This is a genomic window from Pseudoalteromonas sp. TB51, assembly GCF_000498055.1.
Lineage (GTDB): Bacteria > Pseudomonadota > Gammaproteobacteria > Enterobacterales > Alteromonadaceae > Pseudoalteromonas > Pseudoalteromonas atlantica.
The window spans coordinates 1-22,157 of record NZ_AUTO01000116.1; the positions used below are offsets into that span (position 1 = coordinate 1).

The window sequence follows — 22,157 nt, forward strand, 5'->3', positions numbered from 1 at the left end:
TGGCGAGTCGTGTTTTGCACGCGTTGGTCAATCGGCCAGTGGCCATTTTGTAAAAATGGTTCACAACGGCATCGAATACGCAATTATGCAGCTTATTGCTGAAGTGTATCAACTACTTCGTATTGGTACAGGTCGCTCACCAAAAGAAGTGGCTGAAATTTTTGATGACTGGTCTACCGGTCACTTAAATAGCTACTTACTTGCTATTTCTAGCCATATTTTATCTCTTGAAAACACCAAGCAAGAGCCGCTTGTTGATTTAATTGATAATAAAGTAGGCGCAAAAGGCACAGGCCTGTGGACTGCGCAAAATGCACTTGAACTGGGTATTGCTGTTCCTTCACTGGTTGCCGCGGTGCAAGCTCGCCACTTAACCAATGTATGTGACACCACCGCAGCACAAGAAATGACATATGCTGCTAAAGCTACAAACAAGGTTGATATTGACCTTGAAGAGCTAAAAGATGCATTTACATTGGCGAGTTTATTAGCGTATCGCCAAGGTTTAGCGTTAATTAAAGGGGCATCTCGTACCCATCAGTGGAAAGTAGACTTGTCTAAAACGCTGCAAACATGGCGTGCAGGTTGTATTATTCGTGCTGACTACCTAGATAGCGTAGCGCAAGGCGTAGAATACATTGATACGCTTGAAAATGAATCTAATGCGCTTCGCAAAGTAACTGGGCAAGCTGTAATGACTGGCTTAGCGTTCCCTGTACTTGCATCAACACAAACGTATTTAGCCACATTAACCACACCAAGTAATGGGCATTTAGTACAAGCTCAGCGTGATTACTTTGGTGAGCATGGTATTAAAACTCACTCAGGTGAAGTGTGCCACTTAACTGATTTAGTGGGTATAGACGCGAAAGTAAGATAATTAACGCGTTTATAAAATAATAAAGGCACGCTATTTAGCGTGCCTTTTGCGTTTTGGTCACTAAATTTAGCGGCTTAATTCACCGCGTAAATTGTCTTGCATTAAATGGCGAATCGTTTCAATTTCTAGGTTTTGGCTAAACAAATAATGCAGCTTTGTTAAACACGCCTCTAGTGTCATATCGTAACCACTTATTACACCAATATTTAATAACGCGTTACCCGTAGCGTAACCGCCCATATTTACATGGCCTTTTAAACACTGCGTTAAATTAACAATAACCATGCCGCGTTTACTTGCCTCACTTAGCACGTCTAAAAAGTCAGGGTCTTGTGGGGCATTACCTACGCCAAAGCTAAGCAATACCAGTGCTTTTATATTGTCATTCACTAAACTTTTAACCACGTCTTTACTAATGCCTGGGTATAAATAAAGTACACCAATTGGTTGAGGTGTAATGGTGGTTACCTGTAGTTCGTTTTCTACATAAGGGCTTAGCTGACCTTTAATTAGCTGAATATTAATTCCAGATAACGCTAAAGGCTCTAGGTTAGGAGACGCAAAGGCATTAAAACCATCGGCATGTGCTTTCGTGGCTCGGTTACCTCTAAATAATTGGTTATTAAAAAATAAGCTCACTTCAGCAATAGGGTAATTAGCCGCTAAAAACATGGCGTTTAATAAGTTAACTTGGCCGTCAGAGCGTAATTGCGATAAAGGAATTTGTGAGCCAGTAACAATAACGGGTTTAGTTAAGTTTTCGAACATGAACGACAGGGCAGAGGCTGTGTAAGCCATTGTATCGGTGCCATGAAGTACCACAAAACCATCGTAATCGTGGTATTTGCTTTTAATGTCATCAGCTATTAGTTGCCAATGCGCTGGCGACATATCTGATGAATCGATTAAAGGGCAGTACTCGTGAATATCAAAAAGGGGCATTTCTTCACGGTTAAATTCTGCGTTATTGACCACTGTTTCTGTTAAAAAACCTTCAGCCGGAATGTAGCCACGGCTCGATTTTTTCATACCTATGGTACCGCCAGTGTATGCGATATAAATGCGTTTACGTTTCATAAAAAAAGCCCAGTAAAAAAACTGGGCTTAGTATAACGTTAAGTTGTTTTAAATACAGCTGCTTGAGTAAATACGTGCACTTTTATTGTGCAACGCTACACTCTAAACAACGTGCGTATACACCTTGCGGATCGTTATAATCTTTTAGATCAGCGACTTCACTACTTAGGCGCTTTATCACCGTATTAATATTAGCTTGAGTGGCTAAAACAGAGGCTGTATCTGTATTTAAGCCAAGCATAGATTTAACGGATGCACTGCCAAAAATATCTTGTAGCATTTTTTCTTGCGGGCTTAGGTCTTGCTTAATTGTTTTCACTTCGTAGTGATTAAGTTTTGCAAGTGCCGCTGCGGCATCAATCGCATCTTGTTTATCACCAAGCTTATCAACTAGGCCAAGCTCTTGTGCTTGTGAAGCAATCCACACACGCCCTTGTGCAATTTTATCAACTTGCTCTGGTGTCATATTGCGAGCATCAGCAACCACACCTATAAAGCGGCTATAAGCTTCTTCAACACTCATTTGAATAACTTGCGCCATTTTTTCATTAAGCGGGCGAGTAATAGAAAATCCAGCCATTTCTGACGTTGCAACACCATCTGAGTACACACCAATTTCAGATAAAGTATCTTCAAAAGTCATAAATGTACCAAACACACCAATAGAGCCGGTGATAGTACTTGGTGCTGCCCAAATTTCGTTAGCTGCTGAGGCAATCCAATAACCGCCAGATGCGGCAACTGAGCTCATTGATGCGATTACAGGTTTGCCTGCGGCTTTAAGTGCTAATACTTCAGCACGAATAACCTCAGAGGCAAACATGCTGCCGCCACCTGAATCAATACGTAAAACAACCGCTTTTACTTTATCATCAAGGCGTGCTTTGCGAAGTAGTGCTGCGGTAGAGTCACCGCCAATTTCACCTGCTTTGCGCTCACCATCAACAATCGTACCTTTAGCAACAACTACGGCAACTTTTTCTGTAATTGGGTTATCAAATTCGATAGGGGGCTTAACTAAGCTTAAGTATTCACGAAAAGACACTTGCTTAAATGTTTTACCGTCTTCTTGTGCGCCAACTAAATCAATGAGTTGTTGGCGAATTTGCTGAGTTGTTTTAAGCGAGTCGACCCATTGATGGTCAAGTGCATATTTACCTGCATCGCCATTTGCAGCCTTCATTTTAGCAAGGTAAGCATCCATGGTTTCGTCAAAGTTAGATTCATCAAAAGGGCGTACCGCAGCAACATCTTGCTTATATTCGCTCCATAATGCACCAAGCCAAACGCGGTTAGCTTCTTTAGCAGCATCAGACATATCGTTACGAATAAACGGCTCTACCGCCGACTTAAACGTACCAACACGGAAAATATGCTGCGTTACTTTAAGTTTTTCTAGTGCTTCTTTAAAGTAAAGTGGATACATTCCATAGCCTTCAATGGCTANCGGCATGCGAAGCAATATAATATTGCGATTGAGTGTAATAGTAGCCCGATGCAATCACTTTTTTACCCGCTTGCTTAAAGGCATCTAACGATTTAGTAATACGCTTTAATTTATTTAGGTGGGCTTTCGGCATTTCTTGCAAATCTAGTAAGATAACGCTGATGCGCTCGTCATTAGTGGCTTCATCAATCACTTTGACTACATCATCAAGTAAAATTTCACTAGGTGCTTCTGAATTAGACGTAGCATCGTTAATGGCTGCTTCGACAGGGTCTATATATGTTTTTTCTTCCACAATAGGCCCATTAAGATTAAGCCTAAGTACAGAGCCATCTTCTATTATTATTGTATCGTCATCGCTTGATAGCGACATAAAAAATACAACAACCAGTAATAAAAACAAAATGTTGAGTATTAAACGACGAGAAAAGTTTATTCCAGCCCAAATACCTCTAAATACCTTTGCTATCAAAATAGCTCCTTAATTTGGTACAGCTAATACATTAGTTCCATCTTAGCCTAGAATAAAAATAATTTTAACTGCTAAATCGTAACGAAGTGTTTATGAGGTTACATAAATATACGTTTTTAATAGTATTTTTAATTAAATGCAGGCATATATTGCTTATTACTTGCCATTAAAGCAGAATTAGCTAATGTATACAGGTTAGACCAGTTAACGGGGCACAGGATGTTAGATCAACAATTACAATTAAAACACACACAATTACGAAACCGCTTGGTAATGGGCTCAATGCATACAGGCCTTGAAGAGGGCTGGCACAACCGCAAAAGGTTAAGTGCTTTTTACGAGGCGCGCGCTAAAGGCGGCACGGCCATGATCATTACCGGGGGATACAGCCCTAACTTGCGCGGTAAATTAACGCCTATTTCTTCATCATTTAACAGTTATTATGATGTATTTAAACACCGTGCATACACAGGCGCCGTTCATAAACATGGCGGAAAAATATGTTTGCAGCTTTTACATGCTGGTCGATACGCTTATCATCCGTTTAACCAAGCCCCGAGCGCTATTCAAGCGCCTATAAATCCATACAAACCTAAACAAATGTCGCTAGGCTCGATTAAAAAAACCATTAAAGACTTTGCGCACTCTGCCTATATGGCAGAAAAAGCAGGTTACGATGGTGTTGAAGTAATGGGCTCTGAAGGTTACTTAATTAATGAATTTATGGCGCCACACACCAATAAGCGCGATGACGAATTTGGTGGCAGCCTAGAAAATAGAATGCGATTAGCGCTTGAAATAGTTAAAGCCGTTAGGGCTAAAGTATCTGATACGTTTTTAATTATTTTTAGGTTATCTGTTATGGACCTAATCCCGAATGGCTCAACCCCTGATGAAGTCACTATTCAGGCAAAAGCACTTGAGCAGGCCGGTGTTGATATTTTTAATACTGGCATTGGGTGGCATGAAGCACGCGTACCAACAATCGCCAGTATGGTGCCTCCTGGAGCATTTAAAGAAGCTTCAAAACGATTAAAGTCAGTGGTGAATGTACCTGTTATAGCTGTAAACCGTATTAATACGCCGGATATAGCCAACCAAATCCTTAATGATAATGAAGCCGATTTAATTTCAATGGCTCGCCCTTTATTGGCCGATCCGGAGTTTTTTAACAAATATCAAAATCAGCAAACTAAACAAATAAATATTTGTATTGGCTGTAACCAAGGCTGTTTAGACCACGTATTTAAAAATAAACGTGCAACCTGTTTAGTTAATCCACAAGCCGCCTTTGAACTTGATTACCCGTTAGATAAAGCTTCTAACGCTAAAAATGTATTAGTTGTTGGCGCGGGCCCTGCTGGGCTCTCGGCAAGTTGTTATTTGGCTGAAAAAGGGCACACAGTAACGCTTATCGATCAAAAAACACAAATGGGTGGCCAATTTAATCTAGCCATGCAAATTCCAGGTAAAGAAGACTTTAATCATACGCTTAGCTACTTTACTAATGAACTTGAAAGGCTCAACGTAAATGTAGAACTTGGTAAAGCCTACGATGATGCAATGTTACAAAAATACGATGACATCGTATTTGCCACAGGTGTACGCCCGCGTGAAGCTGCAATTGAATGCGCAGACTCTAAGCGTGTATTTGCTTATGATGAAGTTATACGCGGTGAGGTCGAACTGGGCAAATCAATAGCCATTTTAGGTGCCGGCGGTATTGGCTTTGATATGGTTGCTTTTTTAAGTGAACATAAATCGCAATCTATCCCTGAGTTTAAAAAGCAGTGGGGTATTGAGTGCGAGGCAGAGCCGCACAAAGATGAGCGACAATTATACATGCTAAAACGCAGTGCAGGGCGCTTTGGTAGCGGGCTTGGAAAAACCACAGGCTGGATACATCGTCAAGTTGCTAAGCAACATGGTGTTAAACAAATTGCTGATTGCCAGTACCACAGTTTTGATAAAAATGGCCTTACAGTTACTGTTGCTGGAGAAAAACAAGTACTGCCGGTTGATACGGTTATTGCGTGTATAGGGCAGGTTTCTAATAATGAAGTGCTTGAGCAACACCGCGAAAATGCAAAGGTACATGTTATTGGTGGCGCTAAATTAGCAGCAGCAATTGATGCAAAGCGTGCAATTTTTGAAGCGCTTCAAGTGGCCAGAGCCATTTAACAGTGTTAATAAAATGAAATAATTTACAGTGCCCTCAGGTCTTGTGTGTATAGAGTCCATAACTTAAAACACTGACAAAGCAGGCCACACATGAGTAAATTATTTCGTTTGTATAATAAAATCATGGGTAATCTATCGTATGCCGACGGATTACCTGCGTTACTTTTTCGCTTAATTTTAGCCCCCGTAATGATTATTGCGGGCTTTAATAAATTAGCCCTAAGTGGAGAAACCGACGGCTTTTTTAGCTATTTTCTTGCTGATGCAAGCGTTGTGCAATGGTTTGGCAATAGTGAATGGGGTTTAGGTTTACCATTTCCAGACTTACTTGCCTTTTTAGCAGGCTGGAGTGAATTTTTAGGCGGGTGTTTTTTACTCTTTGGGCTATTTACCCGGTTAGTAAGCATTCCGCTGATGTTTACAATGGTTGTGGCAGCAACAACTGTGCATTGGCATAATGGTTGGTTTGCTATAGCGCCATCAAACCCTACAACCAGTTCAGCTCAAGTACTTGATTGGTTATCAATTCCAGGGGCTAAAGAAAGCCTTGAAAACTCACTAGAAGTACAAGAACGTATAGGTAAAATTAGGGGCATAGTTGAAGAGCACGGATTTACTGATTACTTATATGAAAAAGGGAAACCTTCCATAATAAATAACGGTATTGAATTTTCTGCTATTTATTTTGCCATGTTACTTAGCTTGTTTTTTGTAGGTGGCGGTCGCTTTGTTAGTGTTGATTATTGGCTCAGGCGTGCAGTAGTAAAAGAGTAGCAAACAAATTGGTTTAAAAAGGGCGTATAAATATTTTTATACGCCCTTTTTGTTTGTAACGTGTGTTAAACGCATAGCGCCTCTATCGGATTTATACAGTGGTATATGAATATTGTTTACGCAGTAAGGGCGCTGTAATACGAGAGAATAAGTAGGGTTTTAATAAAATTGATAATTAAGCAGAGTTTATTTTTTAAAGGCATAAATGGTACTCTAACGTTTTGAATTATGAGAGTACGCTATGGATGCTATTGAGCTTTTACTAACCCGCCAATCTGACGCTAAATTAACCGCCCCAGGGCCAAATTCAGAGCAGCTCGATATAATAAAGCAAGCCGCGTTACGGGTGCCTGATCACGGATGTATTGCGCCTTGGCAGTTTATTGTCGTTCAAGGTGATGCCCGCCATAAATTAGGTGAGATATACCATCAAAGCGCCGTTGCTGAGCAGCAAGAAGAAAAAGTGATTAAACGCGCAAAAGAGCTTGTGCTGCGCGCACCGATGATCATTATTGCTATTGCTAAGTATCAAGCCCATCCAAAAGTGCCGCGTATTGAGCAAGTACAAAGCGCCGGTTGCAGTGTACTTGCCATGCAACAAGCCGCATTTGCACAAGGTTTAGGTGGTGTATGGCGTACAGGGTATTTTGCACAAAGCACAGCAGTCAAAAATGCCCTTAATTTAGACGAACAAGATGAAATTGTTGGGTATTTATATTTAGGCACCCCAGAGATTGAGTGCAAAAAGGCAGCTAAGCATAAACCAGATGATTACTTCACTTATTTATAATAAATAATGAACTATTGCAGTTCTGCGCAGTCATATAGCATTAAGGTTGCTGCTGTTAGGCTCGTCCTTTTTTGATTTAGCTGTGAGAAGCGCACGGAAGCAATATAGGTTAACTTTTTCTTCTTCAGTTTGTTTTTTAATCGGTTGTTTTTTGTTAAAGTATGGAAAGTCTTAATAAAAATAACGATAAAGAAGACGAAAACGATGGGAAATTTATTTTTACAAGAAAAAGAGAATTGGCTGGCATGGTCAATTTGGGGAATAGTGGGTGCTTTTATTACACTTTATGTGGCAATGAGCACGAATACTGCACATTTTATAGCTGGCTCTGCTATGGGAATGCTTGTTTTATTAACCTGGTGGATGCAGCAGTCTAAAAGGTTTGATTTTGGTCGGGCCTTTAAAATTTGTTTTTATGTATTATTGCTTAGTGTATTACCTGCATTTTTATTTGTGGTAGTACCAAGTGATGATTTAAACCGTTTTGATTTAATATTTCAAAGCGTTACATTTTTAGCACTTAGTTTATTACTGTGCTTAATTTGTTCGTGGATTGCACGTAGGCCAAAGCAATATTATTAATAGGGCAATGAGCAATGTAGGTTTTTAGCTATTTGTGGTGGTTTTTTGAACCAAATGCTGTTTTTAGCTAATTATTTACATTTAGGTCTTTACAAGTTGCTCAATACCCCCTATTATTCGCGCCGTACGGAGAGATGGCAGAGTGGTCGAATGCACCGGTCTTGAAAACCGGCATAGGTTTGTAGCCTATCTAGGGTTCAAATCCCTATCTCTCCACCATTATTTAAAAAAACCGCCTTATGGGCGGTTTTTTGCTTTGTGGAGCTTAATAAATGTCAAAAGAAGCAAACCTTACAACATCGCAACGCTTAGTAAAGCATGTACTACTGTGGATTGTATTTGGCTACTGTTATCAAAGCGCGATTAATTTATTAATAAAAATGGCAGCAGATGCACAACCAGACGCAACGCTTATCACCGCCTTTGTGTATGGTATTGGCTTTAACGTATTAACTGCGCATCTTATTACTAAATACGATACGCATTGGCCTGTTATTGGCGCTGCTTTTATTGCTTTAGTTGGTTTAGTATTAGTGCCATTGGTGCTGTTTGGCAGTGGCGGTTTACTAGCGTGGCCATTGCTTGTTGGATTTTTATTCAGTTTACCCCTTTGTAGCTACATAGTTGGCAAAATTAAGGTAAAACACAGTAAAAACTAGCCCCAAACCGGTTTTATTTTATGTTAGCATGTACGCGTCTTTTAACTAACAAAACGTGAAAAACACATTATGTCAGATAATTTTACTACAGATGCTGAAAAAGCAAGTTACGGTATTGGCTTACAAATGGGTGAGCAACTTAAGTCTAACCCTTTTGAAGGCTTAAACCTAAATTCAGTATTTGAAGGCATGAAAGATGCGTACGCTGGTAGCGCTTTTCAAGTTGAGATCCCTGAGATCCAAGCTGCATTTGAAAAAATTAACGAAGAGATCCAAGCGCGTCGTGAAGAAGAAGCAAAAGTACTTTCTGCTGAAGGTATTGCATTCTTAGAAGAAAACGCTAAGCGTCCTGAAATCACTGTTACCGAGTCTGGTTTACAATACGAAGTACTAGCAACAGGCGAAGGCGAAAAGCCAACTGCTGAGTCTACAGTACGTGTTGATTACCACGGTACATTAATTAACGGTACAGTATTTGATAGCTCTTACGAGCGCGGTCAACCAGCTGAATTCCCAGTAGGTGGCGTGATCAAAGGTTGGACTGAAGCTTTACAAATGATGCCAGTAGGCACTAAATGGCGTATTTACGTTCCTCATGAGCTTGCTTATGGTGAACGTGGCGCAGGTGCTGCAATTGCACCTTTCTCAACGCTTGTATTTGACGTTGAGCTACACGAAATCCTTTCTTAATTTAGTTATTAAGTCAGTATTTAAAAAGCCGTGGTCTTGACCGCGGCTTTTTTGTGTCTAGTGGTTTTATACCAAGCTTTAAAAACGTTAATAATTTAGGCCTATCCGCATAATTAAGTGAGTTATTTTGGGGGAAAGATAAACTTGCTACCTGCGCTACAAACTCTATTACAACAAGTAAATAACCTAGTTAATTAAATGAGTAGGCATAAAAAAACCGCATATAAAATGCGGCTTTAAAAGTAACTAAATAATTGCCAAAGCGTTATTAAAAATAACCTCTAATACCAAAGCGGAAGTTTCTACCTGGTAGTGGGGCTTTATCTTTTATAAACGAGCTGTGAACAAAGCCAAGTTCGTCTGTAATGTTATCTACATTTAAGTATAGCTGCGTATCTATAGCGCCTAAACTTAACTGATAATTAGCTTGAGCATCAACAATTGTGTAGCCATCGGTTTTAGTTTCATAGGCGCTAATATTATCTTGCTCAAAGTAGTGCGTACCTGTGAGTGTTAGTTGTAAATCGCCTACATTGTATTGTAATTCAGATCCTAATTTATTTGCTGGTATGCGCGGCAAGTTACCTTCGTCGTCTTTTAGCTTAGCGCGTGTTGAATCACCAAATACTTTAACCATGGCATTAGGGTCAATTTGATAGTGTACATCAAATTCTACACCGTAGAGTTCAGCATCTTTACTGGCAAACTGATATACGGCAACCGCATCATCGTGAGCGCCAATTGCAGACTCTAAACCATCTTCTTCGTCGTAAACTAATCCAGTGTTTTGTTGATAATAAAAGTTTTTAATATCGTTATAGAAAAAGTTAACTGTGTAACCAAAGTCACCGCTAAAACGTCTAAAGCTAAAATCTAAATTGGTCGATTTTTCTTGTTTAATGTCTTCTGGCTCAAAGTGAACCTCGTTATCTTCAATATGATAGCCAAGGCCTAGCTCGTAAGTACCTGTAGCAATGTGTAATCCGTTTGATAAAAGCTCAGCAGAAAGGGGCGCACGCTCAGAGTGAGATAAGCTAAGTGCTACGCTTTGCCCTGGTGTGTATTGCCAAATAGCACCGGCAGAGGCGCTTACATTAGTAAAGCTTTCACTGTATGCAATGCTTTCTTCTTCGCCTTCGTCATGATCTTCTTCTTCATCGTGATCATGTGCGTGCTCGCTTTCGGTAATTGTGCTTGTTATTTCGTAATCTTCAATACGCGCACCAAGCTCGAGTGTAACATCACCAAATTCACGTTCTTCAAGTAGGTATAACGCATGTGTAGTGGTTACACTTGCAGGGGTAAATGCTTCTTCGCCAATTGCGTCGTAATCCGATTCACTATAATGATAGCCCATCATACCGTGCCACTGCGCTAACTTGTGCTCTACATTTAAGCGTGCTTCGGTTGTTTCATTTTTAAAGGTGGTGCCAATTTCACCGTCTTCAATTTCACTGTGTTTGTAATCAGTGTAGCCAACACGAAGATTAATATTTTCAATCCAGTTATTATCAAGCGCATAGCTTATAAGGCCTTGCCAACGATCTTGCTCTAGATGTGCATAAACAGACTCTTCTTCCTCTTCATCTGCGTGCTCATCGTGTTCTTCTTCGGTTTCACCTTCATGGTCATGATCATGATGCTCATGCCCAGGAATACCGTAATCGGTTTCAATGCTACCGTAAGAAAAGCCAACCGTTAAATGATCGCCCACATAACTCGTACCCACATTAAATGTGTCGCTATCAATAAAAGTGTTTTCTACAGAGTTATGAGTTTCAACATCACCATCTTCATCTGTAATGTTAAATGTAGGCGTTTCATAGTCATCGCCGCTGCGTTTAGTCCCATCAAAATGAAAGTTAAATCCGTCATTTCCTGTTTCTAGTTTTGCAGCCACGGTATTTGAGTTAGAAAGCGTGTCATGGCTGTATTCAGCAGCACCGGTTAAATCATCTAAATTGCTCGTTGGAATACGGTTATCAACCACATTTACCACGCCACCAATTGCGCCTGAGCCATAAAGTAGGGTGCTTGGTCCGCGCAATACTTCAATTTGTTCCGCTGCTAAGCTGTCGCTTGAGGTTGCATGGTCAGGACCAATGCGCGATGCATCGCTGGCATCTAAACCGTTTTGGGTAATTTTAACGCGAGGGCCATCTAAACCACGGATAATAGGGCTTGATGATACCGGACCAAAGTAACTGGCATTAACACCTGGTAAGCCCTTTAGTGTTTCGCCAAGGGTCGCTTTTGATTTGTTTTTAAGCTCATCACCTGATAAAACGCTCACCGGCGAAATCATTTCTAAGCTATTTTTATGCAGTGCAGAGGCATATACAACGACGGTTTCTACCGAGGTAGGGGTAAGCGACACCGTCACATTGTTTGAGTTTTCATTTACCGCAATACGCGAGTCTATAAAGTTGTCTTTACTTACATGCAATTGACTTTGAGAGTCTACATCAATAGAAAATTCGCCCTGTGCGTTGGTTTTTACACCTTGGTCTTTACCATGTACGTGTACAGCTGCGTTTTCAATCGGTTGGTTTTTATCGTCTGTTATTTTACCGGTAACGGTAGCAGCAAGTGCTGAATGAGAACATAAAACAGAAAAAACTGCAGAGGAAATTAATGTTAACTTTGTCATTATCTTAAAGGTTCGCGGTTACTATGTTGTGATATAATATAACACTGCGTTTTTGACTTATCAACAATGTTATACTATAGCTTAATGTTTTTCGATGAATAAACACGCAAATAAGATAAGCTGTTTAAGAGCGGCTATCAAGCATAATTATATTAAGCTTATGTTGTGCTCTAGTTTGGTTTTTTACATCGATAGGTTCTATCATTTCGCATTCATCACGTATCATTTCTGAGACCAGGCTTGGATAATGGCGGCAATCTTCTGGCCTATCTAGGTAAATGCTACAGGTATACATTGTTTTATGAGAGGGCTCTTTTTTGGGCGCTATTTCTAAAAAGGGGCAAGTGGAGAGTCGCAATTGCGTTTTTGGATCAAACCAAATTTCATCATCTTTAACATATTGATAAATCTCTGGGTTAAACAGTGCCCACATTTCAATTTCTTGTACGGTTGCACTTAAATCGCCCCCACCGTATTTAATACAGCATTTACCGCATTGGTTGCACTCTTTCATTTTTAGCCAGTATATTAGGTGTCCATTTGTTTTTCAGTGTATCACTGTAACTAACGTGGATTACTTTTTTATATATAATTTTAAAACCACACTTTTAATTCCAACCCGCTATCTATTATTAATGTATTATTACACCTAAATAATTAGCCGTTCTAATAAGATTAGGGCGCCTCTAAATAGTTAGTTTAGTGACCAGTTAAGGATAGTTCCTGATGATGAACACCAAAGTATATAAAGCAGTACATGATTTAGCAGAGCAACTGATGGAAGCTGCAAATAGAAACGACCGTAAAAGGTTTGAATTATTATTTTCTCGGCTCAAAGCTATTTGTGAAGAAAACGAGAATACTTCAAAAGATCACCCTGTACAGTGGGAAACCTTAGCTGATTTTACCGAAGAACTTGAAGAGGCAATTACCACATATGAAAAAGCGCTACAGAAATCGGTTGCGATTAATAACAAAGATCATATGTCGTCGGTTGCTTATTCAATGGCAACTCTACAAATAGAGCTTGGACAAAAAAATGAAGCGATTAAAAGCCTAAAAAATGCCAAGGTCAGCGCTAATAAAATTGAAGATAAAGCGCTTAAAGCTGAAATTCATGATTTACTTGAGTCACTGACTGAAGAAGAAGGTTAATTAAGCCTAGTTAGTCGCGATTTTAATGAGGTTTGGAATATGGATATGTTAACCGCAATCGAGTAATGGATTGATGAGGTAAATCATAAATATAAATACAAGCGAGTGTGCTGTACTCAATTTACAGCACAGTTTGCAGGTTTTTACCCAACTGAATTTTTGGAAAAAGCCTTTTATGTTGTAATCGATGAAATACCCAAGCCCGATTTTGCTGCTTTACGTGCCATGGGGCTGGGTGATTTTATTGATATGAAAGTCAGCGGCATAACTTATAAAAATACTTACTACTTGTTGCCGACAAGTGTTGATAACTTGCGCGTACATTTTCATGAATTAGTGTATGTATTGAAGTGGCAAAATCTTGGTGCTTTAGCCTTTATAGCGCGCTATATGAATGAAATTAAGCACTTTGGTTATCACAATGCACCGCTTGAAATTATGGCTTATTCGCTCGATACTCACTTTATCAATTCAGGCGAGAAAATAAATGTGCCTGAGTATGTACTGGATGCATTATAAATTTTTTACAAGGAACAGTATATGGCTAATGTATGGTTATATTTTAGTGTATTAGCGCCTTTTAGTGCGTTAGCTAATTCATTTGAAGAAGACATAACTGCTGCATTAATTCAGCGAACAACACACCAAGTTACGTATGATGGGAGTTATCGTTCAATAAGTTACCCAGGTGGTGACGTGCCAAGTAATATTGGGGTGTGTACCGATGTGATAATTCGTGCTTATCGCCAGTTAGGTATAGATTTACAACAGTTAGTACACGAAGACATGCGTGACAATTTTACCCTGTACCCCTCAAAGCGTATTTGGGGGCTGACCAAACCCGATAAAAATATAGACCACCGAAGAGTGCCTAACTTACAAACCTACTTTAAAAGACAGGGTCGTGCGTTAGTGTTATCTGATAGCCCTGAAGATTATAAAACAGGTGATATAGTGACTTGGATGTTACCGGGTAACCTGCCACATATAGGGATGGTAGTTAATGAGCGTTCAGTACAAACTGGCAATCCATTAATTGTACATAACATTGGGCGTGGGGCAGAAAAAACCGATATGCTTTTTGATTATAAAATCACAGGGCACTACCGGTTTGAACCACAGCATTTGAATAAAACGCAGTAAATTTATTTTAAATTAATACTTATATTACCGTTTGGCTTACAGCAGCACAGCAGTATTTCTCCCTCGCGTACAAACGCTAAAGGCTCTTCGTTATAGTGAACTTGGCCTGAGACTAACGTGGCTCTGCACGCGCCACAATAGCCTTCGCGGCATTGATACGCTACGTCTATTTTTTGGTTTTCTAAGCAATGTAAAACAGAAGGGCAGCCAGTGCTAAATTCTATACACTGGCTGTTATCTGCAAGCGTTATACTTGCAGTGGGTTTGTCACTCATTATAAATCAAAGTCACCAAATTCTGAGGCATCTACTTGTGAGTCAATTTGACCTACAAGGTATGAGCTAATTTCTGCTTCTTGCGGTGCAACTTGCACGTTGTCAGACACAAGCCANCAGGCAGGCCAATGGCGGTCATACGTGCGTTAGTAATGTATTCAACATACTGACATAAAATGTGTTTGTTTAAACCAATCATAGAGCCATCTTTGAATAAGTACTCTGCCCATTCTTTTTCTTGCTCTGCGGCTTCAACAAACATTTTAATGGCTTCTTCACGGCACTGCGCGGCAACAATCGCCATTTCAGGGTCGTCTTTACCGTCTTGCATAATGTTTACAATATGCTGCGTACCCGACAGATGAAGTGCTTCATCACGTGCGATTAGCTTATTTTGTTACAGTCACTTAGTCACATAACTCTAATTTATAATCTTTTTTTTATGTTTTACCTTTTTTCTTTCTATCTTGATGTTTTGTTTTTAATACATTAAAATGATCACATAAATTATCAGGGAAAAGATTCATATGTCTGTTAATAAAACTGCTATGTATCACATAGAGTGGGTTAAAACTGAAGAATTTAAGGACGTGCTGTTCCCTGTTGTTTACTTCTTTGATGGCTCGGTGTCTCGTTCATTACACTTATTTTTCAAAAGTAATTACGAGCTAGGTAGAGGTAAGACGCATGAAGTACGTAATTTAATACTTGCTGTAAGTGAGATCTATGAATTTTTCATGAAAATGGAGTCAAGACATGAACAGTGGGCGTTAAAACCTGCCCGACTTCTAATCGACTATTTTTATACTCGAATGCACGGAACAATAACCAATGGTACATGCGAAGTAGGTCTCTGGTGGAAACCGTTAAAGTATAACGTTGTCAAAAAAAGAATTGTTGCTTTTGAGGTCTATGAACAATTCTGCACCCAATTTTTAGGAGCAAACTCATTTGAAGTAGCTGATGTTCTTGGTCGCAGTACGGGTGAATATATAAACTGGAAAAAAAATAATACCTTTAGCCTCCTAACTCATCTAAAGGGTGATAAAACCAACAGCAAACCCGAGAAAGGAGGATTCTTCAAACCTAGAATTACACATGAGTCCGCACCGGGGCAAGGTTTCAAATACTTACCACCAGAGGCCCTCTTAAAGATGGTCGATGAGACTGACAACATTAATTATAAAGCATGTATATTACTTCAGTGTTTTACCGCTCTTCGGGGCTCTGAGGCTCTCCATATTTTGATTAATGACATAACACCAGAAGGGGTTATATTGAGTCATCCTGTAGGCGGAAAATCATACTGCCAATCGAAAAAGCAGCTTATACCTCGAAGTGCAGTTTTTGAAAAATATCAAAATCAGCATTTTAGCAAAGAAGGACTCTCTGAAATAGATATTCTTTATTTATCAAAACCATCCCCAAGGGTTGATCTTGTCGGCGGCGTAGCCGCTTATAAGCTCCAATGGAAGGGGGTCACATTAAAGCATCAAGGTAGTTTTGGATACACGTTGGATTGGTCGAGTGAGGAGGCCCGCGTAAAATTTAAGAACTTGTTGTTTGAGCTAATAAGGCAAAAGCGGCTAAATCATCCGTATCTTTTATGCCAGAAAGGAAGCGGCACACCATTGAAAATAGGCACTTATAGCCAATACGTACGAAGAAAAATCAAAGAATTAACAGGAATAACTGGCGGGCCCCATATGCTTCGTCACTTTGCTGGCATGTACTGCGTTAATGGCCTTGGGCTTTCTTTGGATGATGTACAAGTTTTTATGAGACATGCGCAAAGAAGCAGTACAGAAATATATGCTCATGCTACTGGCGAAAAAATGAGGTCAAGCTTAGCTGGCACCCATGCAGAAACTGAATTTGTAAAATTAAAAAAACAAATAAAAGAGAACTGGCAATGTATGTAAATGTAATTAAAGATGACATCAAGGTTTGTATGTCCAAGTGGCTAGATGACTCGGAGTATGATGTGTCGTATTCAATCAACGACCTTGAAACAGGTGTCGGTTATATGTCAAATCGTGAAGTGCAATATAACCCTAAATTTAAAACCTTTATTGTTGATCATGGTTCATTGGTCGAATTTGGTAACAAAAACGATTTTGGTAAGTTTTTCAATGAAATTGCGAAAGAAGATATTGTATTTCGATTAAGCCACCTGATATCTAAAGCACCCGCTAGCCAGTTCCCGTTGAGCAATAGTGACGCCAAAGAGTTACTTAGCAAAACCGTTGTTGAACGTGAGAGTATCATCCGTAAAATGGTTAATAACCATAGTCTATCTAAAATGGCAGAATCTTGTCATCCGAAGCAAGCTGGCTCAATTGTTAGCCCTTACTGGATCGATTGGCACCAAACTTTAGAAGGTTTCGATGCAAAGCAAATTGTAGAGTTATTACTGTGCATTAACGATCAAATTATAGCTATAGATTACGCCAAAGATAATCTTCGCCAAGTAAAAGAAAATTTAACTATCACCGAGATAAAAAGGACTCCCTTTTTTAAATTTTTGTTAATAGCGAAGCTCGATAGTAATTACTATGGTGACAAAGATACTCGTTTAATTAACTTAACTGAGGATAAGTTAAGCCTTTTAATTCAAGAGCATATACTCGATGCTAAAGAAACAAAAACAAGAACCGGTTTTGCAAACCTTGTTTATGCAATATCTCAGCAGGTAAAAGGGTTACTTGTTCATTTGATGACGCCGAAAGGTGGCCACATACTTTACCCGCCATTTTTTCTTAATTTGAAGTTTATAACCAATTATTCACTTGATTTACTCTCAGAAAATGTATTTATCCGGCAGATTAAAGAAGCAAAACAGCGCACCAATAAAAGCCACAGCACTATGTTAAATCGCTTTTATTATTTTGCGAATTCTTTTAATTGTGTTTCTGACTTTCCAGAAGATATTTTTCTTATATTAAGAGAGCAAAGAACTGCTGGTTCTGGGTACAACACAAGCTCAGGGCTGCCCTTTAAAGCGGTTAAGGATTGGTTTGGATATCTTGAAGCCAATGATGACTGGGTTAAGAGAGTAGACTACAAACCTTTTCCACAGCAGATGCTAAGTGGCAACACCTATGTGCGTATTCAAACGGCTTCTAAAGGCACGCGTTCAATTGATTTAATAAACTACAAAGGCAAGGCTCCTGATGCAATTCACAAAATATTAAAAGAGCACGCTCTTAAGTACGGTAATGCAGACGTTGTGACTTTTTATAATGGCTTTTTAGACTGGGTAATAGAAAGGAACTCCAGTGAAACGAGCTTTAAGACGATGCATGATTTTACAACTCGCGACTTCTACGGCCCCACAGGTAAAACGAACTTAACATTTTATGAGTTTTTACATAATATCAAAAAGTCTACTGGTGAACCACTAAGCCTAAATACATTAAGATCTTATTGGGTTAAAATTTCAGAGTTTTTTTCAAGCTGGGCATCGCAAGAAACGGTCAATTCAGGAACTGTTGTTGGTGTTGCTATTCCGCAACCTAAGCATATCTTTCCAGCTGCGCCTAGTAAAAGCACTACTCACAGACAATTTATGCCGACAAGTATTCATGAAATGCTTTTGGATATCACTACACGAAATGATTATGAATTCTTTAGAAACTTGCCTCAGTCATCGTTAAATCTGAAGAATTACATTACTAATGAATACGAAAAGGTTTTTATCCCGCACATTGCTCATATTGTTCACTTATTACTTATTATTCCTATGCGCGGTCATCAGGCTCGGTGGTTAGATGAAGGGCTGTTAGATGATAAGGTTTGGTCCTTAGCAGAAAAGTGCTATATAGAAAATACGTCATGCCTTGCTGGATTTAAGTATCCAGACGGACGTACACATACCGAGAAGTTTGGGCGCACAGGGGTTTTGTCCTCTATCACGGGTTCTTATTTAGAAATGAACCTTTACCTTAATACCAACAAGACCAAAGAAATAACACTTCAACAAAAAGGGCATACCGGATACAGCATACCTTGGCCGTCAAACACAGATATTGCAATGTTTGAGAACGTTTACGACATTATTGATAGGCAGAAGACTTTTAATCGTACGTATGCACCTGATCACATTTGTATACCTGTAAAAGTATCGGATGAGAATGCTAAGAAGTATTCAGCAGGAACATGGGATAACTTGCCTTACTTTGTACCATTATTTAGAGATCCCCGTGCCACAAGGATGAGTGCTATGGCGGTTAGTCAACCAAAAAAATATGCTGACAGGCAAGCTTTATACTTACCACCATCAGGAGAGGTTGTTCGTAGTACTATTCAAAAACTTTTCAAGGCAGCTGACGCTGAATTTAGGCAAAATAACCCCCATTTTACAGCACAAAATATTTTGTTAGATGATAAAGGTGACCTTATTTACGATGTCCATAGCCTTCGTGTTTACGGTATTTCAAGTTTACTAGAGCGAGGAGTACCTACGGATGTTGTAATGGCGCTTGTAGGTCATGCTACAGAAGTAATGACTATCTATTATAAAAAAGTGAGTAGCATCAGGTTTAAGCAATTATTAATTAAAGCAGCTGATAGCAAAGGCATTTCGGACGTAAACGAACTAGAGTACTTGCGCAACAATGAAGAACTTATTGCAAATTTCTCACTTGTAGAGGATTGGAATTTAAGCCCAGCAGCTATCCAAACTATAGATCCATCCAAAGAAACGTCAGGCTTACCCAAACTTGCGGGAGGGGGGGTCTGCTTCGGGTATGACTGCCGCTTTGGTGGTGTCGATATTACTCTTACCAAGCGTGGCGATCAAAAGGTAAATGTGACGAATGTTGGTGAACAACGATGCGGTAACTGTCGTTACTGGCAGTCAGGGGAAAGATTCTTACTCGAGCAAATTTATTATATCAACAAGATAGGCGATGAATTAACAGATCTAGCAGGACGTAGAACAGAAATCTTAAATGAATTGGCTCAGATACAGTTAAAAGTGAATGCTGACGATTATCAATTTAGACTTACACAAAACAAAAATAAGCTCGACGAACTAATGGCTGAAGCCGCAAGTTATGTTGTTGAGAGAAAACGAAGGTTAGCAATGTACGAAGCTAGCTTGCAAAAATCTGGAGAGATGAATTCGAGCAGTAAGAATCCACTATTGAATTTGGACTCTGATAGTACGAAGCTTGTTCAAGACGCATCGTGGCAACCCCTAAATAAATTTGAGTCAGCAATGGAAGTATCTATACAAGGCGCTATATTAGGGTTAGATACAACCGGAGCTGCTATTTCACAGCGAGAGCTTGCTAAATTCTTGCAAAAATTATCAGTTGCAGCAGAAGCAAAAGATGAGCTGATTTTTGCCCCAGATAATAAAACTAAACAACTCGCAATTATGTACAAGCTCCAATCAGCTGTTGAAATGGTAGGTCGCACTTTTAAAGATGAAGAGTACAAAGATCCTAGGATCTTAATCCAAAATTTAGGCTTGAGTGATCTATCAAAGTTAAAATTAGCCCTTGAGCAAGGAGATATGTTAATTGAGTCAACTAATAACAAGAAGAAAAAGGAATTAATGTATGACTAGTAAATCACCTCTCGGAGATGCTTACCTTGAAGCAACGCTATCGAAAGTGAACGATAAGCGTTTAGAGCGTTCGCTGATAAATGTTAGCAGTGCTTGCAAGGCTCTAATTGAGACCAAAAGAAAGATTACGCAAGTAAGTGTTGCGCAATACTGCAAAGAAGAGCTAAGCGGTTCGCCAAGTCTAGGTACCATCCGCAATGATAATTGTGGATATTACCACAACTTGATAAATCAGTATGTGGCGGATGTAAAAGACAACGAGGGCGGAAGCGAGCCACTCCCTTTTCAAGATAAAACGATGGAGGAAATGAGAATATTATGTGGCCTCTTACAAAAAGAAGTTGATATGTACAAAAGCATAATTAAACAAGAACATTCGGAAAAAATAATATCCCTTACAAAAACATTAGACCAGACACCAGATGAACGCGATCATGTAGAGCCTAGCCAACAGCACGATTTAAGCAAGGCTTGCCGGGTAGGGCTTAGAGAGTTGTTGTTGGCGGAGTCTATGAAGGTTGTGAAAGGGCAATATATTATTGATGTGGATACAGGAGAAGTAATACTCCCAGCTCATGTATTTGATGAGCTAACTAACTATATAAGCTAGTTAATTTAACATTAATCAGGTGTTGTAGTATCAGTATCGGGCACTGACGGTACAAGTGCCATGGGAATTCTTCGCAAGTGATGCTATTAATAGACACTCATTCTTTCAAAGTAATAGTAGCACGACACTTAGCTCGGGTGACATTATGTGTATTAGTGTGATTACCAAGGGATTATGTCGGTCTAATTACCGAGCGACTTTGACGTAAATAGCATACCAGCCAGTTATTTAACTGGCTACAGTTTGTGCGGTTTCTTGTAACACTTGCGATCTTTCAACTCTCAGTGCGGTAGTGTTCAAGTTATTTCTAAGCCACATGCTGCGCACACCACCTGCACTAATATCAACACCAAGTGACTCAGTCAGCTTCATTGCGACTTTCTGTTGACCAAGATGTGGATGCTCAATTGAGAATTGCACAACCGCATCTTCTATCGCTTGATCTACACAATTTTTATGTCGCAGGTTTGGAGTCTCTTGACGTTTTAAAGCATCAGCCCCTCCTTGCTTAACCAGCTTTAAGTGACGGTGAATAGTATCTCGCGATACGCCACTTTGACGTGAGGCTGCACTGACACTTCCAAGCTCCTCAATTAGCGCTAATACTTCAAGCTTTTTCTGTACAGCCAAGTCTTCTGATGCAAGTTTACTTGGTTCGTTTACCTCTGATATTTTAAGCTGTCGTCCAGCGAAGTGAGCAGTAAACTCTTTCTTGCTCGTTTTTCTAATTTCTATTTTTTGATTGGCAATCGAGTATTTGAGCGGTGAATCAATCAAGTAAAATTTGTTGTCATAGCTGAAGGTATGATCATTACGTATTTTACGGTGATCTTTGATGACACAGATATCGTCTAGGTTGGTGTGTTTTGATAATGGTGTGAACTCAGAACGTTGTTTCGATTTCACTTGTATTTTAGTTTGCCAGTATTGAGGAATAAAGACATGTTTAAGGTAAGCATTAGCCCCAGCAATATCATTGATATTATTTAACCTAAGCTCCGGCACAAGTCGGTCTTGGAAGGTATCAAACGCACGCTCAACACGCCCCTTACCTTGTGGTGAATTAGCAAAAATTATTTCAATACCTAATTCTTCACAGGCGCGTTGCATTTGAGAGAAGTTGCAACGCTTTGGCCCGCCGAATATACCAGCTCTGTCTACATAAAGCGTTTTAAACACACCTTGGGTTTCAATACA

The 22,157-nt window shown here is 39.6% G+C and carries 17 protein-coding genes, 1 tRNA gene and 3 pseudogenes; 14 read left to right on the top strand and 7 right to left on the bottom strand.

Annotated features, from left to right (window positions below; translation table 11 throughout):
• Window positions 1-880: pseudogene (locus tag L650_RS0105840) on the top strand (NADP-dependent phosphogluconate dehydrogenase); the annotation flags it as partial.
• A gap of 66 nt (window positions 881-946) precedes the next feature.
• On the opposite strand, the gene ansA reads toward L650_RS0105840, so the two are convergent.
• Window positions 947-1,957, bottom strand: a complete 1,011-nt coding sequence (ansA, locus tag L650_RS0105845; protein ID WP_024034079.1) for an asparaginase — start codon at window positions 1,955-1,957, stop codon at window positions 947-949.
• Window positions 1,958-2,039: 82 nt separating this feature from the next.
• Window positions 2,040-3,876, bottom strand: a pseudogene (sppA, locus tag L650_RS0105850) (signal peptide peptidase SppA).
• Between the two features lie 219 nt (window positions 3,877-4,095).
• Between sppA and L650_RS0105855 the strand changes: the two are divergent.
• The 7 genes from L650_RS0105855 to L650_RS0105885 all read left to right on the top strand — a co-directional run bounded on the left by L650_RS0105855 (window position 4,096) and on the right by L650_RS0105885 (window position 9,552).
• On the top strand, window positions 4,096-6,057 hold the full coding sequence (locus tag L650_RS0105855) for an FAD-dependent oxidoreductase (protein ID WP_029772509.1): 1,962 nt from the start codon (window positions 4,096-4,098) through the stop codon (window positions 6,055-6,057).
• A gap of 90 nt (window positions 6,058-6,147) precedes the next feature.
• The gene (locus L650_RS0105860) at window positions 6,148-6,831 is read left to right on the top strand and encodes a DoxX family protein (RefSeq protein ID WP_029772510.1); all 684 of its coding nucleotides are present in this window, start codon (window positions 6,148-6,150) and stop codon (window positions 6,829-6,831) included.
• A gap of 241 nt (window positions 6,832-7,072) precedes the next feature.
• Window positions 7,073-7,621, top strand: a complete 549-nt coding sequence (locus L650_RS0105865) for an NAD(P)H nitroreductase (RefSeq protein ID WP_004587853.1) — start codon at window positions 7,073-7,075, stop codon at window positions 7,619-7,621.
• A 204-nt stretch (window positions 7,622-7,825) separates the two neighbouring features.
• Window positions 7,826-8,203 carry a hypothetical protein gene (locus L650_RS0105870; protein ID WP_024034084.1) on the top strand — a complete coding sequence of 126 codons (378 nt, stop codon included), beginning with the start codon at window positions 7,826-7,828 and terminating at the stop codon, window positions 8,201-8,203.
• A 128-nt stretch (window positions 8,204-8,331) separates the two neighbouring features.
• A tRNA-Ser gene (locus tag L650_RS0105875) sits at window positions 8,332-8,422 on the top strand.
• A 53-nt stretch (window positions 8,423-8,475) separates the two neighbouring features.
• Window positions 8,476-8,862: a hypothetical protein gene (locus L650_RS0105880; protein WP_029772511.1), complete on the top strand. Its 387-nt coding sequence runs from the start codon at window positions 8,476-8,478 to the stop codon at window positions 8,860-8,862.
• A 69-nt stretch (window positions 8,863-8,931) separates the two neighbouring features.
• Window positions 8,932-9,552, top strand: coding sequence for an FKBP-type peptidyl-prolyl cis-trans isomerase (locus L650_RS0105885; RefSeq protein ID WP_004587856.1), 621 nt, complete (start codon window positions 8,932-8,934; stop codon window positions 9,550-9,552).
• 268 nt (window positions 9,553-9,820) lie between these two features.
• Here the strand turns inward: L650_RS0105885 and L650_RS0105890 are convergent, their stop codons facing one another.
• Together L650_RS0105890 and L650_RS0105895 are read right to left on the bottom strand one after the other, a co-directional pair.
• Window positions 9,821-12,202, bottom strand: a complete 2,382-nt coding sequence (locus L650_RS0105890; protein ID WP_029772512.1) for a TonB-dependent receptor — start codon at window positions 12,200-12,202, stop codon at window positions 9,821-9,823.
• A 124-nt stretch (window positions 12,203-12,326) separates the two neighbouring features.
• Window positions 12,327-12,716 carry a YkgJ family cysteine cluster protein gene (locus L650_RS0105895; protein WP_029772513.1) on the bottom strand — a complete coding sequence of 130 codons (390 nt, stop codon included), beginning with the start codon at window positions 12,714-12,716 and terminating at the stop codon, window positions 12,327-12,329.
• A 212-nt stretch (window positions 12,717-12,928) separates the two neighbouring features.
• Here L650_RS0105895 and L650_RS0105900 point away from each other — a divergent pair, with 212 nt between their 5' ends.
• From L650_RS0105900 to L650_RS0105910, 3 genes are all read left to right on the top strand, one after another.
• Window positions 12,929-13,357: a hypothetical protein gene (locus L650_RS0105900; protein WP_024034088.1), complete on the top strand. Its 429-nt coding sequence runs from the start codon at window positions 12,929-12,931 to the stop codon at window positions 13,355-13,357.
• 69 nt (window positions 13,358-13,426) lie between these two features.
• On the top strand, window positions 13,427-13,876 hold the full coding sequence (locus tag L650_RS0105905; protein ID WP_223230544.1) for a hypothetical protein: 450 nt from the start codon (window positions 13,427-13,429) through the stop codon (window positions 13,874-13,876).
• 21 nt (window positions 13,877-13,897) lie between these two features.
• Window positions 13,898-14,500: a DUF1287 domain-containing protein gene (locus L650_RS0105910; protein WP_029772514.1), complete on the top strand. Its 603-nt coding sequence runs from the start codon at window positions 13,898-13,900 to the stop codon at window positions 14,498-14,500.
• Between the two features lie 2 nt (window positions 14,501-14,502).
• On the opposite strand, the gene yfaE is transcribed toward L650_RS0105910, so the two are convergent.
• Window positions 14,503-14,775 carry a class I ribonucleotide reductase maintenance protein YfaE gene (yfaE, locus tag L650_RS0105915; RefSeq protein WP_004587862.1) on the bottom strand — a complete coding sequence of 91 codons (273 nt, stop codon included), beginning with the start codon at window positions 14,773-14,775 and terminating at the stop codon, window positions 14,503-14,505.
• Window positions 14,775-15,166 (bottom strand): annotated as a pseudogene (locus L650_RS0105920) (ribonucleotide-diphosphate reductase subunit beta); the annotation flags it as partial. The pseudogene L650_RS0105920 and the gene yfaE, both read right to left, overlap by 1 nt.
• A 136-nt stretch (window positions 15,167-15,302) precedes the next feature.
• On the opposite strand from L650_RS0105920, the gene L650_RS0105925 reads away from it, so the two are divergent.
• The 3 genes from L650_RS0105925 (at window position 15,303) to L650_RS0105935 (ending at window position 20,960) form a co-directional block, all read left to right on the top strand.
• A complete protein-coding gene (locus L650_RS0105925; protein WP_029772516.1) occupies window positions 15,303-16,697 on the top strand; it encodes a site-specific integrase in 1,395 nt (464 codons plus the stop codon).
• Window positions 16,698-16,759: 62 nt separating this feature from the next.
• On the top strand, window positions 16,760-20,350 hold the full coding sequence (locus tag L650_RS0105930) for a VPA1269 family protein (RefSeq protein WP_164835544.1): 3,591 nt from the start codon (window positions 16,760-16,762) through the stop codon (window positions 20,348-20,350).
• A complete protein-coding gene (locus L650_RS0105935) occupies window positions 20,343-20,960 on the top strand; it encodes a hypothetical protein (protein ID WP_029772518.1) in 618 nt (205 codons plus the stop codon). The genes L650_RS0105930 and L650_RS0105935 overlap by 8 nt, the downstream gene beginning before the upstream one ends.
• Before the next feature lie 228 nt (window positions 20,961-21,188).
• On the opposite strand, the gene L650_RS0105940 is transcribed toward L650_RS0105935, so the two are convergent.
• Window positions 21,189-22,157 (bottom strand): helix-turn-helix domain-containing protein (locus L650_RS0105940; RefSeq protein ID WP_164835541.1); only part of this gene is annotated, 969 nt, incomplete at its 5' end.